Origin of the sequence: Vallitalea maricola (assembly GCF_036985595.1) — a bacterium.
Classification (GTDB): domain Bacteria; phylum Bacillota; class Clostridia; order Lachnospirales; family Vallitaleaceae; genus Vallitalea; species Vallitalea maricola.
The window spans coordinates 74,041-94,727 of sequence record NZ_BTPU01000001.1; the positions used below are offsets into that span (position 1 = coordinate 74,041).

The window sequence follows — 20,687 nt, forward strand, 5'->3', positions numbered from 1 at the left end:
ATAATGGTTGACTTATTCTGTGTAATGGATACAATAATAATAAAAAACATAACTTTAAGGGTGGGCACATGAAATGAAGACTTTTACCAAAATATGTAATATTTTTGATAGATATAATTATCAAATCATTCCAACAGACAGTAAAAAAGTTAAAATGTATGCAACATTCAATAATAGCAGTTTATATCTAGTAAATATAATATCTCTTGACAGTGCTTATACATTCAGTAAAGAAAAATTTAAAGAGTATAAAGTCATAACTAAAGAACAGTTTGGACATATAGATTCTAATAAAATTATTTTGCTGAATCTAATAATAACAGAAAATGCATTGGACATATATAAAGATGTCAATTATACGCCCGACTTTGATGAAGACCTTATAGATATTAATTGGATCATAGATGAAAATGAAGGAAAGCTTGTTATTCCAAGTATGCAGGTTAACAGTGTAATAGGTATAGAAAAGGACATAAGAAAATTATTAGAAGCTAATGATGAATCATGGGGACCTAAAACCATACAAGAAAGCGCAAGCATACCATATATTACTTATGGTCTTTTAGGTATTAATATTATTTTCTTCATATACATGGAGAAATCAGGAGGAACAACTAACATCCTCAATCTAGTCAAATTTGGTGCTATAGACTATTACTCCTTTTTTACGAAAGGTGAGTATTATAGATTAATCACCTCAATGTTTATTCATATTGGCGCACTTCATCTTTTATATAATATGTTTTCATTATTTATATTTGGAACTAGAATTGAAAAATATATGAATAAATGGGAATATATATTACTATATGGATTATCTGGAATATCTGGAGGTTTACTTAGTATAACAGTAGATTTAATCAACCAAAGACCAGTAATATCTGCTGGAGCTTCAGGAGCTATATATGGACTTATTGGAGCTATCTTAGTCTATTCGAGAGTGTATAAGAAACACATTGGCGGTCTTAATTCATATACAATACTAATAATGTTCATAGTAGGTATAGCTTTTGGTACTATGAATCCAGGAATAAGCAATCTGGCACATCTAGGCGGATTTATTGGTGGTGCACTTGTAGCTTATCTACTAACACTTAGAGAGCAGGCCTAGCCACAAGAATTATTTAATAATTAATTATAACATATGAATAAAACACCCACGCAAAGAGAAAAATAAATACTACAAAATAACTTTTTGCGGTGGTGAATTTATGTTTTTTAGTAAAGAAATTTTACAAAATGAAGCAAGCGTACTATATGAAGACAAAGAAGTGCTTGAAGTACTAAATGACTATTATAACGACTCTTTTAAATGGGAAGATAAGATAAATACTGATAGAGAACACGTATTTAAGATTATTACTAATTATTGTATGAAATTTTATAAAAACAGTCTTATATCAGCTCTTGAAGAAGATTTTTACAATAAATTCATTCTTTTGTTTATGCCAAGTTACAGCCTATCATTGACAGAACAAGAAATTAAACTCACTCTAACTGAACTTAGTAGATTCCTTGAATACATTAACAGTTATCATGGAATCAATTTGCATAAAAGTTATAAAAAAAATTATACCACTAATCTTGATGAGATAACCAGAGTGTACTATATCTTAAGGAAAATACAAAAATATACAGAAGCACCGGTTCTTAGTTTTAACCCTATGATAATTGACATGAATTGTTACAAAAAGAGAAAGAAACATGTAGAGGTATCTAAGAGAGAGATGTACGAGCAAGGATACTTTGAGATTATAGACAAAATTGGTGGAATTATAATTTTGAAGAAAAGAAAATTGAAATCTGGCAATACTTATATTAAAATAAAAGTAGAAAGTTCTCTTGCATCTGACATGAGATGTGGGGACGTGATAAATATGAGAATCAAAAAAAGATTTTTCTACACAACTTGGGATATAATCGATGTAAAAGATTATTATTCTAGTAAGATAAGCAAATGTATTGAATAAAAGTAACCAAGGGGGCATTATATTTTTGTCCCCTTATCACTTAGAGGGAGGACATATGAAGATATTAATCATTTATGCGGGCAATGGGTTGGCTGATGATTTATCGTTGGCAGCAGTGAAACGAATACATACAGTACTTAATGAATTAGAAGTTAATGTAAAACAATGGGATCTTGATTATCAGGACATAACAGAAGAGTTTCTAAGGGAATTATCAATAGCAGAAGGGGTTGTATTAGCAACACCTGTAGAATGGATTGGAATAGGGGGCAGAATGCAGACATTCCTTGATAGATGCTACCATTCAAACCAACAAGAGTTATTTCAAGGGAAATATTTGATGTCTGTAGTATTAACTAAGACAAATGGCGATAGAGATGCTTCTAACTATCTTACAAAATGCTGGGATATGCTAGGAGGCTTAGAAGGTGTAAATGTCTGTGGCAAAATAGAAAACTCTGTAGAACTGGAAACTAATGAAAGAATAATATCAATAATAGATAAAAAAACAGAGGATTTCTATAGGGTTCTTAATCAAAAACGTGATACGTTACCAATAGGTACAGGTTATTCACCAAGAAATATATCTAATGAAATAGAACTTGATAGACCTGATACATTTACCAAGATGAATATTATTGATGAATATGTAGGAGATAACAAGGCTAATAAAATTATCGAAGAAGATCCATTTATAGCCGAACAGAGAAAAGATATATTAGAGATATCCGATTTTCTGAAACAACAGTTGAATCAAAACGATAATTTATCAGGTAATAAATACATAGATAGATTTCTTCAAACATTTATATGTGAAGACCCATCATTTAATTGTACATATAATATAATAATAACGGATCAAAAGAATAAAGACATAATATTAAAGGTAAAAGATAAAAAATTAGCAGGATATATAGGAACTGACTCTTCAGCTGATGTTATAATCAATATTGATACTAATATCCTAGATGAGGTAATAAAGGGTAAGTTAACCATACAGAGAGGTTTTTTAACAGGTAAATTAAAAGCCAAGGGTAATTTTACATTACTATATGAATTTGATAATATATTCGAATTTACTGATTTCTGAGATTGATTCAAAATAAGTAAAACTAGTAGTATTTTTTATTATTTTGTTGATTAATGGTTTTTAATAAATAAGGTGAATTTCATTTAACTAAATTCTGTACATTAGAACTTAGTTATAATAGAAATTCACCATTTATATATTACTTCTGAATAAACATCTGAACGAATACTTTACCGTATCTTGAATCGTTGTATATACCTATACCCACATAATTAAAATCAGTACTCAGTATATTTGCTTTGTGGGATGGACTGCTCATAAGAGAATATTGAGCCGATTCTACAGTGCTATTACCAGCAATATTTTCCCCAGCCATTTTATAATCCACAGAAAAATCCGAAAGCATTTTGAAAGGAGAACCGTAGATAGGCGAATCATGACTGAAATATTTGTTAGTTGATAAATCCTCTGCTTTTATTCTAGCTACTCTCATAAGTTCCATATCTGGCTTATAGCCAGGGAGACCAGCACTCTTACGTTCTGCATTTATTAAATTAATCATTAGGGTTTCTTCCGGTGTTAGATTACCGCTGTATTTATCAGGTTCTTTTGTAGTTGGGGGTGGATTATAATAAGAATGAACACGAGTATAAGTACTTGAAATCAGACCCACTGAACCATCTTTCATATGAATTACATACCAACTGCCAAGTGTGCCAAGAACATCTAGAACATCTCCACGAGATACAGCACCAATCTTTCTGTATGAAGTACTTGGACCTATTCTAACATTAAGTCTATAGGCTGTAACTTCCACCTGTTTTACATTGGTCCATTTAAAAATCAGACCTTTTGCAGTTGATATATTTGTTGCAAAAAAACTAAGTAATAAGATAATAACTAACGATGCCATCATAATTTTAGGTTTATAGATTCGTCTTTTCATACTGTCACTTCCTTCCAATATTATTATGGAATGAACCATGAGAATATATACAACAGGGTGAGTGGAAATTTATTACAAAGCTAAAAAAATGACTTCAATAGATAATATTTATGGAAAGTAATGAGTATATATATAAAATGAATTAAGTATTCAACTTATAAATTGTTTGGTTACACAATACAACAAAATATTTAATTCATCTTATATATAATAAAGGAAGATGGTATAGAAATGGATAATAAAGTTTCAAGGGAATTTATAGAAAGAGAACAACTATTTTTACTCTATGAAAATCTTATTGATGAAGGTTATAACTTATGTACTGGCTATAAAGCTATGCACAACAAAATAATCTCGCATGTAAATAGAAATATCGTACAAGACATAATGAAATCAAAGATAAATCAATGTAATGAATTAATTAATCTATATGACAAATTAAGTTGCAGGAAATATGTAAACAAGAAGATGAATTATGATAAAAAATATAGGTTAGCTCAGATGTTCGCCAAAGAAAGTAATCATGGGGAAGTGCTTAATTATATATATGCCAATACTATGGATTGTGATATAAAACATATGATACAAAAAATCATTAACGATGAAAATCTAATCTTATTTAAATTATTGTACCTGCAAAGCTTGTTCGGTATTAATTGGGAGGCTGATAATAAATGAAGTGCCTTCACCTTCTTTTGTTTCAACTTCAATAGTACCACAGTGCTGCTCAATTATTGATTTTACTATTGGTAATCCAAGACCAGTTCCATTTTCTTTGTAGGTTACAAATGGCTTGAATATTTCATCTATCCTGTCTTCTCTGATACCTGAACCAGTATCGCTGACAGTAATCAATAAAAACGAATCTAAGTAATTGATGTCAACTGTAACAGTACCATTTTCATCAGTAGCCTCTATAGCATTCTTAATCAGATTCATAAAAGCTTCTTTCAGTCTTGTTTTATCACCTGATATGACAGGTAAGTCTTTTGATTTAGTCATATAGAAGTTGATATTCTTGCTATATGCTGATGAATAAAAGTATTTTGCCACAGAATCAAGTAAAGTAGATACATCAACACATGTCTTTTGTATATTGAATGAGTAATTCAAAGTATTAAAATCATTGAGCAATAAACAAATGTAATCAAGTTCTTCATATAAAGAACTCCAATGTATATTCTCTTTGACTTCTGGAGTCTGGACTTCAATAAGTTGTAAAGTACTTCTTATCAATGAAATCGGATTCTTGATTTCATGAACTATTTTTGCTATTATTTCAGGTTTTCTAGTTTGCTGATAGATATTTAACCAATCATCAAGTAATACAGAAAAATTTTCAATAATACTTTTTTCATGATAATTCATTTATCCACCTCCTAACGTTTACTATTGTATCAAAGAAAATCGAATAATACAATGAATAATATGTAAAAAAACTCAATATTTGATAAAATACTAACAAATAATATAATTTATACTAATTAAATATTATAATATTTATATATAACAATAACATATAATATAACCTTTATGATTATAAATGCCTATAATAAATTATTACAAAATTATCCTTGAAAAAAGTTAAAATATAGTTTAGTATAGTTATACAGGCTTGGTATTTATTAACTTAGGTTTTTATCATCGAGGGATATATGTCTTATGAATAATATCTTAGATATAGGCGGATACTTAGATATTGAGAAAATAAGGCATTGGGAAGGAGAAAATATGATTAAACAAAATTGTTTATTCTGCAATGTTGCCAACGGTTCCATGGATTCAGCTACTATTTTCGAAAATAGTGAATTTAAAGTTGTACTTGATCCATATCCAGCAGCAAAAGGGCACACATTGATTATTCCAAAAGAACATATAGAAAACATATATGAACTAGATACTGAATCAGCATCAAGATTATTTGCTCTTGCAACACATATTGCAAAGGTATTGAAGAGTATCTACAATTGCGATGGACTAAACATATTACAGAATAATGGCGAGGCAGCTGGTCAAACAGTATTTCATTTTCATATGCATCTTATACCAAGATATAATAATGATAATGTAAAGATTAAATGGGAAACCATTAAGATTGAAAAAGAAGAGCTGGATGCTATTGCTAAAGAGATTGCAAGCAGGCTATAATATTACTAAGGGCATTTCTATAATAGAAATGCCCTTAATTTAACTAAAATATCATTTTTACTTCACTAACTCATTTATTAGAGTTAAAATGTTTTCAATACCGTTACTTGATTTACTATGATTCATATGATCAATATATTCATTCCTATTATTATATACAGAATCTATGGCTTCCATTACGTTCTTAGGAGTCATATCCTCTTCATTAAGAACATAACTATAACCATGTTTTTTAAAAGAAGCAGCGTTAAGTATCTGGTCGCCTCTACTAGCATTAGCTGGTAATGGTATAAGTACATGAGGTTTCTTTAGAGCTAATAGTTCTGAGATTATGTTAGCACCAGATCTTGATATTACCACATCGCTCATTGCCAATATATCTGACATCTCTTCATTGACATATTCAAACTGTCTATAACCTTGTATTCCTACTAATTCTTCTTTTAGATTATTTTTACCACATAGATGCACTAACTGGTATTTTTTTAATATCATATCCAGAGATTCTCTAAGAACATCATTGATTCTGACAGCTCCTAGACTTCCCCCTGTCATCAGTAGGACGGGTTTTGAAGTGCTGAATTCACATAAAGACAAACCTTTTGCTCTATCACCTTGTAATATCTCTTCTCTGATTGGTGTTCCAGTGAGAACTGCTTTATCTTCTGGAAGGTGTGTAAGGGTCTCCGCAAAAGTAGTACATACTTTTGTCGCAAAAGGGATACTTATTTTGTTAGCAAGTCCTGGAGTCATATCTGATTCGTGTATAATTGAAGGTACTCTATTTAACTTGGCACCTAGAATAACTGGAACTGTTACAAAACCACCTTTTGAAAATACTACGTCGGGTTTTAATTTTCTTATTAATTTAGCTGCCTGACCCACTCCTTTTACAACTCTAAATGGGTCTGAAAGATTCTTAAGGTCAATATATCTTCTAAGCTTTCCAGATGAAATACCATGATATGGAATACCTTTTTTCTCTACTAAGTCTTTTTCCATACCATTATAAGAACCTATATAATGAACATCATAACCAAGTTTATCTAGATGGGGGATTAGGGCTAGATTAGGTGTTACATGTCCTGCAGTTCCTCCACCTGTTAATACAATTCGTTTCACTTTTTTTACCTCCAGTGTGAATCTAAGTCTGTTTGTATTATTATTATCCCTTTTGGTAAAATAAATGTCAATAGATTAATAGCAAAAGTGCTGATAAAAAATATGCTAAAAACTATATTTATATTAAAAACATCATGTAAAGATTTGTATTTATAGTAAAACATTATATAATTAGAGCTTATTATTGACAATGATATGAAATAACGGTAGAATATAGTCGTAAAACATAAAAAAATAAAAACAAAAGAGATGGAGTGAGTAATAATTATGAAAAGATTAAGGGAAATTAGTGTGTATTTTTTAATGACAGTACTTTTATGTACGACTACTTGTGTATATGCCAGTAGTGATGATCTGGTAAAACCAGAAGTAGCTAAAGTTATGGGACTTGAGGGAAACAGAGTAGAGATTACATTTAATGAAGAGCTAGACAAAACTACAGTTGAAGACATATCTAACTATACTATCTTTGAAAAATATGGAAGCAAAGAACAGTTGCAAGTATTAGAAGCAGAACTTGACGATACTAAAACTAAGGTTATTATTACTACAGAAAAACAAAAAAGTTATATTTTATATGATATTTATATTAGTGGAATAGCAGATTTATCAGGTAATGTAATGGATAATAACCATAAAGTTTTTATTGGTTTAGACTCAGATAACATAGTACATCATAAAGATTTTGATATAGTTAGTGTGAATCCTTTAACTAATAAAAAAATAAAAGTAACTTTTAATAAAAAAATAAACAAATATTCAGCTGAAAACTTAACTAATTATATAATAAAAGAAAAATATGGTGTTAAACCAGTATTAAAAGTAATTGATGCTGAACTAGATTCAACTGGATATGTAGTAACACTGACAACAGAGGAATTAAGAGGTTCAATCTTGTATAGTATTGTAATAAATAATCTTATGGATCCTTCAGAAAAAATCTTTAGAGAGGTAGACGCACTATTTGTTGGAGTAAGTTCACCTGTAGAATTTGTTGTTGAAAACGTTGAATGTACTTCTAATGATACAGTAGAGATAACTTTTAATTTTGAATTAAATGAGCAAACAATACATAATATGTCATATTATGAAATTGGTAAAAAGTATGGAGACAAACAAAAAGTAGAAGTATTTAGTGCGACTCTCTCATCTGATTCTAAAAAGATTATATTAAAAACAGATGTGCTAGAACCTAATTATCTATATGAACTTAAAGCCCAAAATGTAATTAGTGTATGGGGAAATGTGTTAGAACCTGTTACTAAATGTTTTGTAGGCAGATAAATAATTTGAATTATATAAATTAGATATACAGGTTATATTCACTTGATGAATATAACCTTTCTTTATTTTCTACAAAAATTACTAAAACATTGAAGGATATATGATTGATAGTAACAACTAAATATTAATATGTAAATATAATAAAACAATTAATTTAATTACTATAACATTATATTTAACCAACATTAATATTGTAAAAAATGTATTTATATCTATAATATTAATTATATAAAATATTTGACAATTAAACAATATAAAATAAATAAATATAAATAATATTTTAATATAATACAAAATTTTACTAATTGTATTGATAAATAATGAAATTGGTAATAAAATATCCATTGTAGAAATAAATATATTATTAATTCAAAGGAGACGATGCAAGTTATGGAAAAAATTAGAAAAATTGGTTTAGGTTTTTTGGTGGCAGTACTTTTTTGTACTAATGTAGTTACTTATGCTAGTACTAATGACTATGTAAAGACACGTATTTCAGACTTTAAGATTTTGAACAAAAACCAAGTACAGATTACATTTACTCGTGAGTTAGACAAAGAAATGGCTGAAGATATTACTAATTATTGTATTCATCCTTCTATTGGAGCAGTATTTTATTATGTAGATATTATTTCAGCAGAACTAGATGAAACTAATACTGTTGTCACCCTTACTACTGGTGATATAAGTCATGATATGTTCATGCTTGGTATTAATAACAACATTAAAGATGTAAATGGTGAAAATATTGATAATTGCTGGAGAGTATTTAGTTATAATTCTCAAGCCAAAGATATCCATGTAAGAGTTGTTGGAGATAATAGACTAGAAGTTAATTTTAACCGTGTAGTAGATAAAGAATCAGTTGAAAATATGGCTAATTATAAAATAGCTGATGTATATTATCATTATGGATGTGAACTAAAAGGAAAAGTAGATGTTATATCAGCAGAACTTGATGCTACTGGTACAAAAGCTATCCTTAATATTGGTGATCTAAGTACTGAATCTGTATATGCTATACTTATTGAAAATGTTATGGATATTGATGGTAATGGAATAAATGCTTCAATGTTATTTCAAAAATAGATTTACATATTAACAATAATAAGTACTTATTAAATTAACATTTATAATTGAATAAGTAATAAATAAGGGTTATATCTGTTAGGTATTAATGGATATAACTCTTTTTACGTAAATATGTAAGCTTTTATATAAAGAATAATGTAATAACATATAAAACATTATATTAATAAAACATATTATTGACAATTATATAAAAAACGTTTAGAATAAAGTCGTAAAAAGTAGAAAAATATAGAAAAAGATATGGAGTGAGTTAAAATTATGAAAAGAATAAGTCTGCTTAGTATGTGTTTTTTAATTACAGTATTTTTGTTTGGTGCTAAGTATGTACATGCTAATGGTGATGATCAAGTAAAACCAGAAGTTGTTAAAGTTATAGCAGTTGGAGATAATATGGTAGAGATTACTTTTAACGAGAAGTTAGATGAAACTACAGCAGAAGATATATCTAATTATAGTATTGAGCAGCCATATGGTGCAAAGGTTAAATTAGATATTTATAGTGCGGAACTTAATGATGCTAAAGGAAAAGTTATCATTACAACAAATGAACAAAATAATTATTCTTTATATATGCTTAGCATTAGTAATGTAACAGATGTAGCTGGTAATGTTATAGATAATTGTCAATTTGCTTTTGTTGGTATGTAGTAAGAATATAAGAGGTATCCATTTTTTTGAATGGGTACTTTTTTTGTTCTCAAAATTAATATTAGTACTTGCAAATATTGATTATATATCATATAATGATTTTAGAAAACCTTTTCTATAATAGGAGGTGGAAATATGGATCAGCAAAAAAGAGCTACAATCTCTGATGTTGCTAAATTAGCAGGAGTTTCCATTACTACGGTATCAAGAGTAATGAATAAAAACTATCCGGTGAAAGAGGCAACAAGAAAAAAAGTTGAAAAAGCAATAGAAGAGCTTGAATTTAAGCCTAATTTACTGGCTAGAGGACTTATTCATAATAAGACACAGACTATATGTATTCTTACGCCTAGTATAGAAAACCTTTTCTTTTCTGAGGTGGTAAAAGGTATTGATAGTGTTATTAAGAACAAAGGATATACTACGTTTTTATGTAATACAGAAGGAGATCCAGAGCAGGAAAAACTGATGATTGATAATATGAAGGACAGAAGCGTTGATGGTATCATTGCTATTAACCCTAGAACTAAGAATATAAAGTCAGGTTATTATGAGGGGATTAGTAAACAAATACCGTTGGTTATCATTAATGGATATAACAGGGGGATTCATTGTAATTATGTTCTTAATGATGGAGAAGTAGGAACTTATGAGGCGCTTAAATATCTGTATGAGTTAGGTCATAGGGATATAGTTTTTCTAAGAGGACGATATAGTTATTCTTATGATGTGAAAGAGGATATATATAGGAAGTGTTGTGAAGAGTTTAAGTTGGAGTTTGATGAAGATAATATATTGATTATTGAGGATGGTAATGGATTAGAAGCTGTTGAGCAGTCAAAAGCGGTTGTTGAGAAGATAATTAGAAAGAATGATAAGGTTAGTTGTTTGTTCGCTTGTAATGATTGGATGGCTGTTGGGGCGTTGAAGGCTGCTAAGGCTCTTAATATATCTGTGCCTGAGGAGTTTTCAATTATTGGGTTTGATAATACTATTATTAGTCAGATAACAGAACCTAGTCTTACAACTGTGGATCAGAATATGACTGGATTGGGACAGATATCGGGTAATAGGATATGTGAGATTATTAGAGATAGTGATAAGGAGAATAAAAAGATTATTATTGAAACTAGGTTGATTCATAGGGATAGCGTATCTACAAAAATATAATTCTAGTATGGCTACCGTAGGTAATATATATACAAAACAGCTCATGTTTAATATTTGAAGAAAAACTAAGTTCGTTCCAATAAATATTACTAAACCTTGACAACTCCCGTTGGTCAAACAGTCAAGGTTCTTAACGTAATATTTATTTCCACTTACTAAGATTTTCTAACAAATATTAAAAAATCGCTTTATTTGTATATATATTACCTACTGGGCTACGTTAGATATTTATAGAGATATAACAATAATTATTTAAATAATAGATAAATATAAAATTATAGAGAGGAATGAGTTTGGTATGGAGAGAGAGATTGTTGGTAAGTTTGTGGAGTTGTATGGTGGAGAAGAGGGTAATGTTAAGAAGTTTTTTGCGCCGGGGAGAGTTAATTTGATTGGGGAGCATATTGATTATAATGGTGGGTATGTTTTTCCTTGTGCTCTTGATTTTGGTACATATGCGGCGGCTAGGAAGAGGGACGATGGTAGGGTTAGGTTTGCTACTCTTAATTTTGATCTTAGGGTAGAGATTGATGTTGATGATATTAGGTATAAGGAAGAGGATGATTGGACTAATTATCCTAAGGGAGTTATTAAGGAGTTTATTGATAAGGGTCATGAAGTTGGTGGTTTTGATATTTTATATTATGGTAATATTCCTAATGGTTCGGGGTTATCTTCTTCTGCATCTCTTGAAGTGTTGACAGCTGTAGTTGTTAATGAGTTGTTTGATTGTAAGGAAGATTTGGTTGAGATGGTTAAGATGAGTCAGAGAGCGGAGAACCAATTTGTAGGGGTTAATTGTGGTATTATGGATCAGTTTGCTTCTGGTATGGGCAAATTGAATCATGCTATATTGCTTGATTGTGAGACGTTGGATTATGAGTATGTGCCTCTTAAGCTGGATGGGTATAAGATTGTTATAGGTAATACTAAGAAGAGAAGAGGGTTAGCGGATTCTAAGTATAATGAGAGACGTTCGGAGTGCCAATATGCTTTGGAGTGTATTCAGAAAGAGTTGGATATCAAGAATCTTTGTGAGATGGATGTAGAGACATTTGATAAATATAAGCATCTTATTGGGAAGGATATTCCTAGAGATAGGGCTAAACATGCGGTTGAGGAAAATGTAAGGGTTAAGGAAGCGGTTGAGGCGCTTAATGATGGAGATATTATTACATTTGGTAAGTTGATGAATGCTTCTCATGAATCTTTGAGAGATTTGTATGAGGTTACAGGTGGTGAGCTTGATACTATGGTAGAGGAAGCTAGGAAGATAGAGGGGACTATTGGTTCACGTATGACTGGTGCTGGTTTTGGTGGTTGTACAGTTAGTATTGTGAAAGAGGATAGTGTTGATGAGTTTATTAGAGTAGTTGGTAAGAATTATGAGGATAGAATTGGGTTAGTGCCTGAGTTTTATGTGGCTAATGTTGGTGATGGAGCAGGAAGAATTTTAATAGAAGAATCTTATGTAGAAGGGAGATATTAGTATGGCTATTTTAGTTTGTGGAGGAGCAGGATATATTGGGTCTCATACAGTGGCGAGACTTTTAGAGAAAGGTAAAGAGGTTATTGTATTTGATAATCTGCAAAAAGGACATAGAGAGGCAGTTCCAGAGAATGTCAAGTTATGTGTTGGTGATTTGAGGGATAAAGATGCATTGGATAAAGTTTTTAGTGAGAATAAGATAGAAGCTATTATTGATTTTGCGGCGGATTCTCTTGTTGGTGAGAGTGTTACTGAGCCGTTGAAGTATTATAACAACAATATGTATGGAACTATGTGTTTGTTGGAGAAGATGAAGGAGCATGGTGTTAAGTATATTGTTTTTTCTTCTACGGCGGCTACTTATGGAGAGCCAGAGAGTATACCTATTGTGGAGACAGATAGGACTATGCCTACTAATCCTTATGGGGAGACTAAGTTATCTGTTGAGAAGATGTTGAAGTGGTCGGATAATGCTTATGGGATTAAGTATACTGCACTAAGATATTTTAATGCGGCAGGGGCACATATTGATGGACATATAGGGGAAGACCATAGTCCAGAGTCCCATCTTATTCCTATTATATTGGAAGTAGCACTTGGTAAGAGGGAGAAGATATTTATTTTTGGTAATGATTATCCTACAGAGGATGGAACTTGTGTTAGGGATTATATTCATGTAACTGATTTGGCTGATGCTCATATATTGGCTCTTGAGAGATTGCAAAATGGTGGAGAGAGTGCTGTGTTTAATCTTGGTAATGGAAAGGGATTTTCTGTGAAAGAGGTTATTGAGGTGGCTAGAAAGGTTACTGGAAGGACTATTACTGTTGAGGAAGCTGAGAGGAGAGCAGGTGACCCTGCTGTGTTGATTGCTTCTTCTGAGAAGGCTGTTAAGGAATTGGGTTGGAAGCCTGAGTATAATTCTTTGGAAAGGATTATTGAGAGTGCTTGGAAGTGGCATGTTAATAATCCTGATGGATTCGATAAGTAATAGAGTAATAGTGCAAGTGGGGCGCAGGGGTATATATATGTAAAACGCCTCTTGTTAAATTAGTTATTTCCACTCACTAAGATTTTCTAAGGGAAATTTAAAGGTCGGCTTATTTATATATATACCCTGCTTGGCTCTTGGGTGGTACTTAAGTTGTGTTTAGTAGTATAGGTTAGGTATTTAATATTTAGTTGATAATTAAATGAAGTGTAAGATAAAAAGAAATATTAGTTTGATAATATTATAGATAGATGTAGAAGAGTGTTGGTTTAATAAACTGGAATTGGAGGTAGAATTGTGGAAAAAGTGCAGATTAGTATTGAGAAGCTTATAAAGTTTGGTCTTAGTAATAAAATGATAGAGAAGTGGGATGTCCAATTAGTGAGAAATTCCATTATGGATATATTGAGGATTTCGGAGCCTTATGAGGGAGAGTTGAATAATTGTGAAGTAGTGGATTCTCCTGTGGGGATATTGGAGGAATTATTACAGTATGCTGTGGATAATAATATAATAGAAGATACTGTTACATATAGAGATATGTTGGATGCTAGGATTATGGCTACACTTATGCCTAGACCTTCTGAGTTGGTTAATAGATTTTATGGGATAGCTGATGAAGAAGGTATAGAGAGTGCGACGGATTATTATTATAAGTTGTCTAAGGATTCTAATTATATAAGAATGGATAGGATAGCTAAGAATGAGTATTGGGTGGCTGATACTCAGGTAGGGGAACTGGAGATTACTATTAATCTTTCTAAACCGGAGAAAGATCCTAAGGAGATTGAGAAGGCTAGGAGTATGCCTAGCGCTAATTATCCTAAGTGTTTTCTTTGTATAGATAATGTTGGATATCCTGGGAGATTGAATCATCCGGCTAGGAATAATCATAGGGTGATTCCAGTTGAGTTAAGTAGTGAGAATTGGTATCTCCAGTATTCGCCTTATGTATATTATAATGAGCATTGTATAGTTTTTAATGAGAAGCATGTTCCTATGAAGATATCTAAGGATACTTTTGTTAGGTTATTGTCATTTGTGGAGAAGTTTCCTCATTATTTTGTTGGTTCTAATGCTGATCTGCCAATAGTTGGTGGTTCTATTCTTAGCCATGACCATTTTCAAGGTGGACATCATGTTTTCCCTATGGAAAAGGCTTCTATTATTAAGGAGTTAAGGAAAGATGGTTATGAAGAGGTTAAGATAGGGTTGGTTAGATGGCCTTTATCGGTTGTTAGATTATCTTCTAGGGATAAGGATAAGGTAATTAAGCTTGCTGATGAGATTCTAGGGAAGTGGAGAGATTATTCTGATGAGAGTCTTGGTATATTGGCTTATACAGAGGAAGATGGTAAGAGGATTCCTCATAATACTATAACACCTATAGCAAGGATTAATGGAAATGGGGATTATGAACTTGATTTAGTTCTTAGGAATAATAGAAGAAGTGAGGAACATCCAGATGGTATATTCCATCCTCATGCTCATCTGCATCATATTAAAAAAGAGAATATTGGACTTATTGAAGTTATGGGACTTGCTGTACTTCCTGCAAGACTTAAGAAAGAGCTTTCTTTAATAGAAGATATTCTAGTAGGTAAGATAAAAGATAGAGCAGAGTATGAAGAGTTAGAGAAGCATGGTGAGTGGATTAATAGATTAGTTGAAGAGTATGGAACAGATATGAAGGTAGATGAAGCAAGAGAGTGTATAAGGAAAGAAGTTGGTGATATCTTTGCTCAGGTACTTGAGTGTGCTGGGGTTTATAAGATGGATGAGGAAGGTATTGCTGGGTTGGAGAGATTTATTAAGGCTTAAGAGAAGATATAATATTTTACTAATCATCACGTTATTATATAATGTAATAATGTGGTGATTTTTTATGCATGTAAAGTTGTTTTCTTAACATATATGAAAAGAATTAATATTATTTATTACGGTAATATTACAATCAAGGAAAATGCTTGTATAAATGGATAAATATGTTTATAATAAATTAAGGTTACAGTATTATCCATAAAATATAATATTTTCATGTGAAAACTCTATTACAGATTTGTTACATATAGAGATATTATATTGACTGGAAAATAATGTAGTGCTATAATTTACCATGTGCTTGAAAGGTGGATAACCTTTCCAATTTTAAAGAAAAGCAAATTAAAAGGAGGAGAAATATTAATGAAAAACTTAAAGAAAGTTTTTGCATTAGTTCTTTCATTAGCAATGATCGTATCTACTTTTACAGTATCATTTGCTGCTGAAGATACTAAAACTGACGCAGAAATTTGTGAAGCCTTAGGAATGTTAAAAGGCGAAGGCGACGGTGTAACTGATGAGTACCTTGCAAAATCTACTACAAGATTCCAAGCTGCTCTTATGGTTCTAAGATTACAAAACTTAGAAGAGGAAGCTTTAGCTTTCGAAGGAACTGAAACTTTTGCAGATGCAGAAGATGTACAATGGGTAGCTGGTAGATCAGTATTAGCTTACTTAAAAGCTAATCCAGAATTAGGATGGTTAGGTGATGGTGAAAACTTTGATCCTAATGGAGCAATTACTGCTCAAGCTTATTACAAAGTAATGCTTGAAGCTATTGGTTACAAACAAGGAACTGATTTCGAATGGGCTGACGTATTAGAATTTGCTGCAGAAAAAGGTTTAAAAGCTGCTGCAGACGTTGAAAACTTCACTAACAACGAAATCGCTGTTGTAACTGTTGAAACTTTAAAAGCTGAAACTAAAGAAGGTAAAAAACTTGTTGACGTATTAGTTGAAGCTGGTGCTATTGATGAAGCAAAAGCTGTTGAAGTTGGTCTTGTAGAAGCAGCTCCATCAGAAGTTGCTATCAAAGGTGCAGTAGCACTTAATTCTAAAGTTGTAGAAGTAACTTTAAAAGAAGCTGCAGAAGAAGTAAATGCTTCTCAATTTGTTATAGCAGATAAAGATGGCGCTGCTGTAGAAATTGCTTCAGCTGAATTAGCTCCATGGGATGCTAATAATAAAAAAGTATTAGTTACTTTAGCTACTGATACAAAATCAGGAGAACTTTACTCAGTAACAAGTGGAGAGGTTTCTGTTAACTTTGGTGGTAGAGGTGAAGATGCTTCAAACCCAACACTTGCTAAGTCAACAGGTGCTGATTATAACGAATTTACTTTAGAATTCTCAGAAGCTGTTAGAATTGATACATTAAAAATAGCTGCTGCTGAAAAATATGGAAGCAAAGCTGCTTTAGAAGTATTAGGTTATGAATATATTGATAGTAAAACTATTAAAGTTATGACTGCTGACCAAGCTGGTTCAAAACTTTATGGTCTTACAGTTTCAGGTGCTGTAGATTTAGCTGGAAATGAAATGAAAGAAGATAGTGATAATACTTTCGTAGGTAAAGCTAAACCAACAGTAGCTCAAAAAGTGAAAAAAGCAAAAGCAATTGATTATAATCAAGTATATGTAGAATTTGAAACAAATATTGATCCTGCATCAATAGCTGATGCTACTTTCGCAATAAATGAAATGTATGGAAGCAAAGCAGAAGTAGCTGTATTAGAAGTTGCTCAAGCTACTGAAGCTCAAACTGTAGAATACGGTACAGCTGATGTTGCTGCTGACAAAGCTGCTGCTGTTAAAAAAGGTGTTGTATTAACTGTAGATGGAACTATGAAGACTTCAAGCTTATACAAAGTTGTTGCTAATGGTATGAAGACTCTTTATGGAAAAGATATGTCATCTACATCTTCAGATAAAGAAACTACTTTTGTAGGAATGTCTAAGCCAAGTGGAACATTTGCTTATGATGGTGATATTACTGTAGCAAGTGCTTCTTCTATCAAAGTTAAATTTGCTAGAAAACTTGAAAAAGATTTAGCAGAAGATATTGCTAACTACACAATTAATGAAGCATATGGTAATAAAGCTGAATTAGCTGTTTTAGCTGCAGAACTTCAAGCTGATCAAAAAACTGTTAAGTTAACAGTTGGAGAAATGAAAAATGTTCTTTACAAAGTAACTACTAGCAATTTAATGGATATTTATGGTAATGCTCAAAAAACAGGTTCAGATGCTGAAAAGACTTTTGTAGGTCAAGGCAAAGAAGCTAAGATTTCTAGTATTACTTCAATTACTAGAATAGATGATACTAACATTAAAGTAACATTTAATCACAAAGTTGGTGAAAATGCTACAGATGTTGCATTATACACAATTGATGGTGGAGTAGGTTATCCAGAAGCTGTTGCAACATATTCAGATGATGCAAATTCTGTTAAACTTACAATAGCTAAGACTACTGAAACTGTAAGCTACAAATTAACAGTTAAAGGTCTTAATAATGCTGATGGTGTAGCTATGGACGCTGATGGAGTTACTGGTACTTTCACTGGTAAAGGTATTGCAAAAGGACTTCCAGTACTTCAAGCTGTAGTTGCTACAGATAAGCAAACTGCTAAATTCTACTTTGATAGAGATGTAACTGATTCTACTATTAAAGGTACATTATGGGCAGTTACAGGAACAGATGATGTTGCTAATTTCTTTATGACAAGAGAGAATAAACAAGGTACTAGTCTTGCTTCATTAAATGGGTTAAAAGCTTATCAAGATAGTACTGATAAAAATGTTTTAGTTGTTGTTGATGATAATGAAAGCTGGAACACTGGAAATGATTTTACAACTTATGTTCTAGATTTAGAAGGTTCAAGTTTTGATGGTAAGAAAGTAAAATTTGATACAAATATAACTCAATTAGAAGTAGCTGCTAATGGTTCTACATATGCATACCCTACAGTAGAAGCTGTTCAAGGTATTGATAGTAAGACTATTAAAGTTTACTTCTCAAAACCAGTAACATTTGGTGCTTCAGGTATAACTACTATTGCAAAAACTAGTGATAGTTCAGCAACTGTTACAGAAGGAACTCCTGTAGTAGTAAATGGAACTTCTAACAAGGAATGGTTAGTTCCTATTAGTAGTGGTACTATGGAATCTGTTTCTTATACAATAACATTTGCATCTGTTAATGTAGCTGATAAATATGTTCCAAGTATTAAATTATCAAACAAGACTTCTGAGCCAGATACATCAATAGTAAGAGAATTTGCTGGTAACGGTACAACTACAAATTATATTACTAATGTTTATGCAATCATGACTGATAATAAAACAATTGATGTATATTATCCAGAAGCTATGAAGTATTCTACTACAATAATTAATAATGTTCAAAATGGTTCAAATGTAGATAATACAGGAAATTATACATTTACAGTTTCTGCTGGTACAGCTCCAACTGTAACATACGTAGCTTATGATAATGCTAAGAACAAGGCTACACTTTACTTAAATAATGAGTTTGATTCAAACTTAAATACTTTTGATTTAGTTGTTAATACAAATATTGCTAATATTACAGGTAATAAAACTGTTGCTAAATCTTCATCAGATAATGCTAACTTAGCAATAGAAGTAGCTAAAAACACTTCAACAACTAATAAAGGACCAGCTATTGCATCTGCTTCAGTTGCTGGAGATAGAATGTCAATAACAGTTGGTATGGATCAAGTTACTGCAGTAGGTACAACAGTAGCTGTTGATGATGACAGTAATACAATATTAGAAAGTGGTAAATTAGCTACTAAGAAAACAGCTACTTCAACTGCAACAGTTAATAGTGCTGATTTTGAGAAAGTCTTTAAATTAACTACTACTTTTGAAGGTGAAACAACAGCAACAACAATTACAAATGCAAACTTTAGTAATTATATAAGTTCTGTTGACCTAAGTGCAAATGGTAAAACATTTACTATTACACTTAAAAAAGCTATTAAAGCTGGTGCTGAAGGCACAATTACTACTAAGACTTCAAAGGACAATTCAGTTAGCTTATGGGGATATGCAGGTGAGAAGAGATTACAAAATGATAATGAATCAAAATTAACATTTGCTGCTCCAAATTCAAATACATTTGATTATACACCACCAACTGTATTAAACGTTGATTCAGCTGCAGGTGTATATAAAGAAGGATCAAATATTGATATAGTTCTTACATTTAATGAAGCAGTTACTATTTCAGATGCTAATAAAGATAGTAAGATTGTTATAACTGTTGGTACTACTGATAGAGATGCAGTATTAGTAGCTAATACTGCTACAACAGCAACATTTAGATATACAGTTGTGGCTAATGAAACTGATACAGATGGTATTGATGTAAAAGATGATAGTTTAACATTAGGTTCTGGAGATTCAATTAAAGATGGTAATGGTAATGACCTTACTTTAACATCATTGAATGCTACACCATTAACAAGTGTAAAAGTAGATACTACAGCTCCAACTTGTTCAATACAAGATGGTACTGCTAATGCACCTATCTTAAGATTTAGTGAGCCTTTATACAAAGACGGAGTTGCATTAACAGATAATCAAGTTATTACTTCATTATTTACATTTAATAATGTATCTGCTGGTGCTGATACACCAACTATGACTGCTACTTATACTACAGCAAATAATGATATAACATTTGCATTAGCAAATATGCAGGATACAGACACTATTGTACTTGCTAGTGGAGTTGTATTAACAGATGAAGCTGGTAACGCAGTAACTGTTAATACATTGACATTAACTAATGGTACTCCAAGTACATGGCAGTAATATTGTTTTGTAAGATTAATTAAATATTAAATCACTTAAAGGGATGTCTCACCATATAGATTAAAATCTAGGTGAGATTCCCTTTTTTATTGCTTAAAAAATACAAGTAAGTCTAAAAAACAATTTTAGCA

16 protein-coding genes are annotated in these 20,687 nt (G+C 31.3%); 13 read left to right on the plus strand and 3 right to left on the minus strand.

Going from position 1 to position 20,687, the window contains the following annotated elements; translation table 11 throughout:
• Positions 1 to 73 precede the first annotated feature (73 nt).
• The 3 genes from AACQ14_RS00305 to AACQ14_RS00315 all read left to right on the plus strand — a co-directional run bounded on the left by AACQ14_RS00305 (position 74) and on the right by AACQ14_RS00315 (position 3,060).
• A complete protein-coding gene (locus AACQ14_RS00305) occupies positions 74 to 1,111 on the plus strand; it encodes a rhomboid family intramembrane serine protease (protein WP_339361564.1) in 1,038 nt (345 codons plus the stop codon).
• Between the two features lie 100 nt (positions 1,112 to 1,211).
• Positions 1,212 to 1,970 carry a hypothetical protein gene (locus AACQ14_RS00310; protein ID WP_339361565.1) on the plus strand — a complete coding sequence of 253 codons (759 nt, stop codon included), beginning with the start codon at positions 1,212 to 1,214 and terminating at the stop codon, positions 1,968 to 1,970.
• Between the two features lie 55 nt (positions 1,971 to 2,025).
• A complete protein-coding gene (locus tag AACQ14_RS00315; protein WP_339361566.1) occupies positions 2,026 to 3,060 on the plus strand; it encodes an SCP2 sterol-binding domain-containing protein in 1,035 nt (344 codons plus the stop codon).
• A gap of 139 nt (positions 3,061 to 3,199) precedes the next feature.
• On the opposite strand, the gene AACQ14_RS00320 is transcribed toward AACQ14_RS00315, so the two are convergent.
• The gene (locus AACQ14_RS00320; protein ID WP_339361567.1) at positions 3,200 to 3,946 is read right to left on the minus strand and encodes a CAP domain-containing protein; all 747 of its coding nucleotides are present in this window, start codon (positions 3,944 to 3,946) and stop codon (positions 3,200 to 3,202) included.
• Between the two features lie 231 nt (positions 3,947 to 4,177).
• On the opposite strand from AACQ14_RS00320, the gene AACQ14_RS00325 reads away from it, so the two are divergent.
• Positions 4,178 to 4,624, plus strand: a complete 447-nt coding sequence (locus tag AACQ14_RS00325) for a hypothetical protein (RefSeq protein ID WP_339361568.1) — start codon at positions 4,178 to 4,180, stop codon at positions 4,622 to 4,624.
• Here AACQ14_RS00325 and AACQ14_RS00330 read toward each other — a convergent pair.
• Complete coding sequence (locus AACQ14_RS00330) at positions 4,571 to 5,314, minus strand: sensor histidine kinase (RefSeq protein WP_113672769.1); 744 nt, start codon at positions 5,312 to 5,314, stop codon at positions 4,571 to 4,573. The genes AACQ14_RS00325 and AACQ14_RS00330 overlap by 54 nt on opposite strands.
• 294 nt (positions 5,315 to 5,608) lie before the next feature.
• Here AACQ14_RS00330 and AACQ14_RS00335 point away from each other — a divergent pair, with 294 nt between their 5' ends.
• Entirely contained in the window at positions 5,609 to 6,094 is a 486-nt protein-coding gene (locus AACQ14_RS00335; RefSeq protein ID WP_339361569.1) for an HIT family protein, read from the plus strand.
• Positions 6,095 to 6,151: 57 nt separating this feature from the next.
• On the opposite strand, the gene AACQ14_RS00340 is transcribed toward AACQ14_RS00335, so the two are convergent.
• Positions 6,152 to 7,216, minus strand: coding sequence for an undecaprenyldiphospho-muramoylpentapeptide beta-N-acetylglucosaminyltransferase (locus AACQ14_RS00340; protein WP_339361570.1), 1,065 nt, complete (start codon positions 7,214 to 7,216; stop codon positions 6,152 to 6,154).
• Positions 7,217 to 7,483: 267 nt separating this feature from the next.
• Here AACQ14_RS00340 and AACQ14_RS00345 point away from each other — a divergent pair, with 267 nt between their 5' ends.
• From AACQ14_RS00345 to AACQ14_RS00380, 8 genes are all read left to right on the plus strand, one after another.
• Complete coding sequence (locus AACQ14_RS00345; RefSeq protein WP_339361571.1) at positions 7,484 to 8,500, plus strand: hypothetical protein; 1,017 nt, start codon at positions 7,484 to 7,486, stop codon at positions 8,498 to 8,500.
• A gap of 390 nt (positions 8,501 to 8,890) precedes the next feature.
• On the plus strand, positions 8,891 to 9,589 hold the full coding sequence (locus AACQ14_RS00350) for a hypothetical protein (protein ID WP_339361572.1): 699 nt from the start codon (positions 8,891 to 8,893) through the stop codon (positions 9,587 to 9,589).
• A 261-nt stretch (positions 9,590 to 9,850) separates the two neighbouring features.
• Entirely contained in the window at positions 9,851 to 10,240 is a 390-nt protein-coding gene (locus AACQ14_RS00355) for a hypothetical protein (RefSeq protein ID WP_339361573.1), read from the plus strand.
• A 135-nt stretch (positions 10,241 to 10,375) separates the two neighbouring features.
• Positions 10,376 to 11,410 carry a LacI family DNA-binding transcriptional regulator gene (locus AACQ14_RS00360; protein WP_339361574.1) on the plus strand — a complete coding sequence of 345 codons (1,035 nt, stop codon included), beginning with the start codon at positions 10,376 to 10,378 and terminating at the stop codon, positions 11,408 to 11,410.
• Positions 11,411 to 11,708: 298 nt separating this feature from the next.
• Entirely contained in the window at positions 11,709 to 12,899 is a 1,191-nt protein-coding gene (locus AACQ14_RS00365) for a galactokinase (RefSeq protein WP_339361575.1), read from the plus strand.
• Between the two features lies 1 nt (position 12,900).
• A complete protein-coding gene (galE, locus tag AACQ14_RS00370) occupies positions 12,901 to 13,890 on the plus strand; it encodes a UDP-glucose 4-epimerase GalE (RefSeq protein ID WP_339361576.1) in 990 nt (329 codons plus the stop codon).
• A gap of 297 nt (positions 13,891 to 14,187) precedes the next feature.
• Complete coding sequence (gene galT, locus AACQ14_RS00375) at positions 14,188 to 15,711, plus strand: UDP-glucose--hexose-1-phosphate uridylyltransferase (protein ID WP_339361577.1); 1,524 nt, start codon at positions 14,188 to 14,190, stop codon at positions 15,709 to 15,711.
• A gap of 363 nt (positions 15,712 to 16,074) precedes the next feature.
• Positions 16,075 to 20,556, plus strand: coding sequence for a hypothetical protein (locus tag AACQ14_RS00380; protein ID WP_339361578.1), 4,482 nt, complete (start codon positions 16,075 to 16,077; stop codon positions 20,554 to 20,556).
• Positions 20,557 to 20,687: the final 131 nt, after the last annotated feature.

Excerpts from the sequence above, each read along its gene's own strand:
- AACQ14_RS00305 (WP_339361564.1), top strand. The coding sequence starts at position 74 with ATGAAGACTTTTACCAAAATATGTAATATTTTTGATAGATATAATTAT.
- AACQ14_RS00310 (WP_339361565.1), top strand. The coding sequence starts at position 1,212 with ATGTTTTTTAGTAAAGAAATTTTACAAAATGAAGCAAGCGTACTATAT.
- AACQ14_RS00315 (WP_339361566.1), top strand. The coding sequence starts at position 2,026 with ATGAAGATATTAATCATTTATGCGGGCAATGGGTTGGCTGATGATTTA.
- AACQ14_RS00320 (WP_339361567.1), bottom strand. The coding sequence starts at position 3,946 with ATGAAAAGACGAATCTATAAACCTAAAATTATGATGGCATCGTTAGTT.
- AACQ14_RS00325 (WP_339361568.1), top strand. The coding sequence starts at position 4,178 with ATGGATAATAAAGTTTCAAGGGAATTTATAGAAAGAGAACAACTATTT.
- AACQ14_RS00330 (WP_113672769.1), bottom strand. The coding sequence starts at position 5,314 with ATGAATTATCATGAAAAAAGTATTATTGAAAATTTTTCTGTATTACTT.
- AACQ14_RS00335 (WP_339361569.1), top strand. The coding sequence starts at position 5,609 with ATGAATAATATCTTAGATATAGGCGGATACTTAGATATTGAGAAAATA.
- AACQ14_RS00345 (WP_339361571.1), top strand. The coding sequence starts at position 7,484 with ATGAAAAGATTAAGGGAAATTAGTGTGTATTTTTTAATGACAGTACTT.
- AACQ14_RS00350 (WP_339361572.1), top strand. The coding sequence starts at position 8,891 with ATGGAAAAAATTAGAAAAATTGGTTTAGGTTTTTTGGTGGCAGTACTT.
- AACQ14_RS00355 (WP_339361573.1), top strand. The coding sequence starts at position 9,851 with ATGAAAAGAATAAGTCTGCTTAGTATGTGTTTTTTAATTACAGTATTT.
- AACQ14_RS00360 (WP_339361574.1), top strand. The coding sequence starts at position 10,376 with ATGGATCAGCAAAAAAGAGCTACAATCTCTGATGTTGCTAAATTAGCA.
- AACQ14_RS00365 (WP_339361575.1), top strand. The coding sequence starts at position 11,709 with ATGGAGAGAGAGATTGTTGGTAAGTTTGTGGAGTTGTATGGTGGAGAA.
- galE (WP_339361576.1), top strand. The coding sequence starts at position 12,901 with ATGGCTATTTTAGTTTGTGGAGGAGCAGGATATATTGGGTCTCATACA.
- AACQ14_RS00380 (WP_339361578.1), top strand. The coding sequence starts at position 16,075 with ATGAAAAACTTAAAGAAAGTTTTTGCATTAGTTCTTTCATTAGCAATG.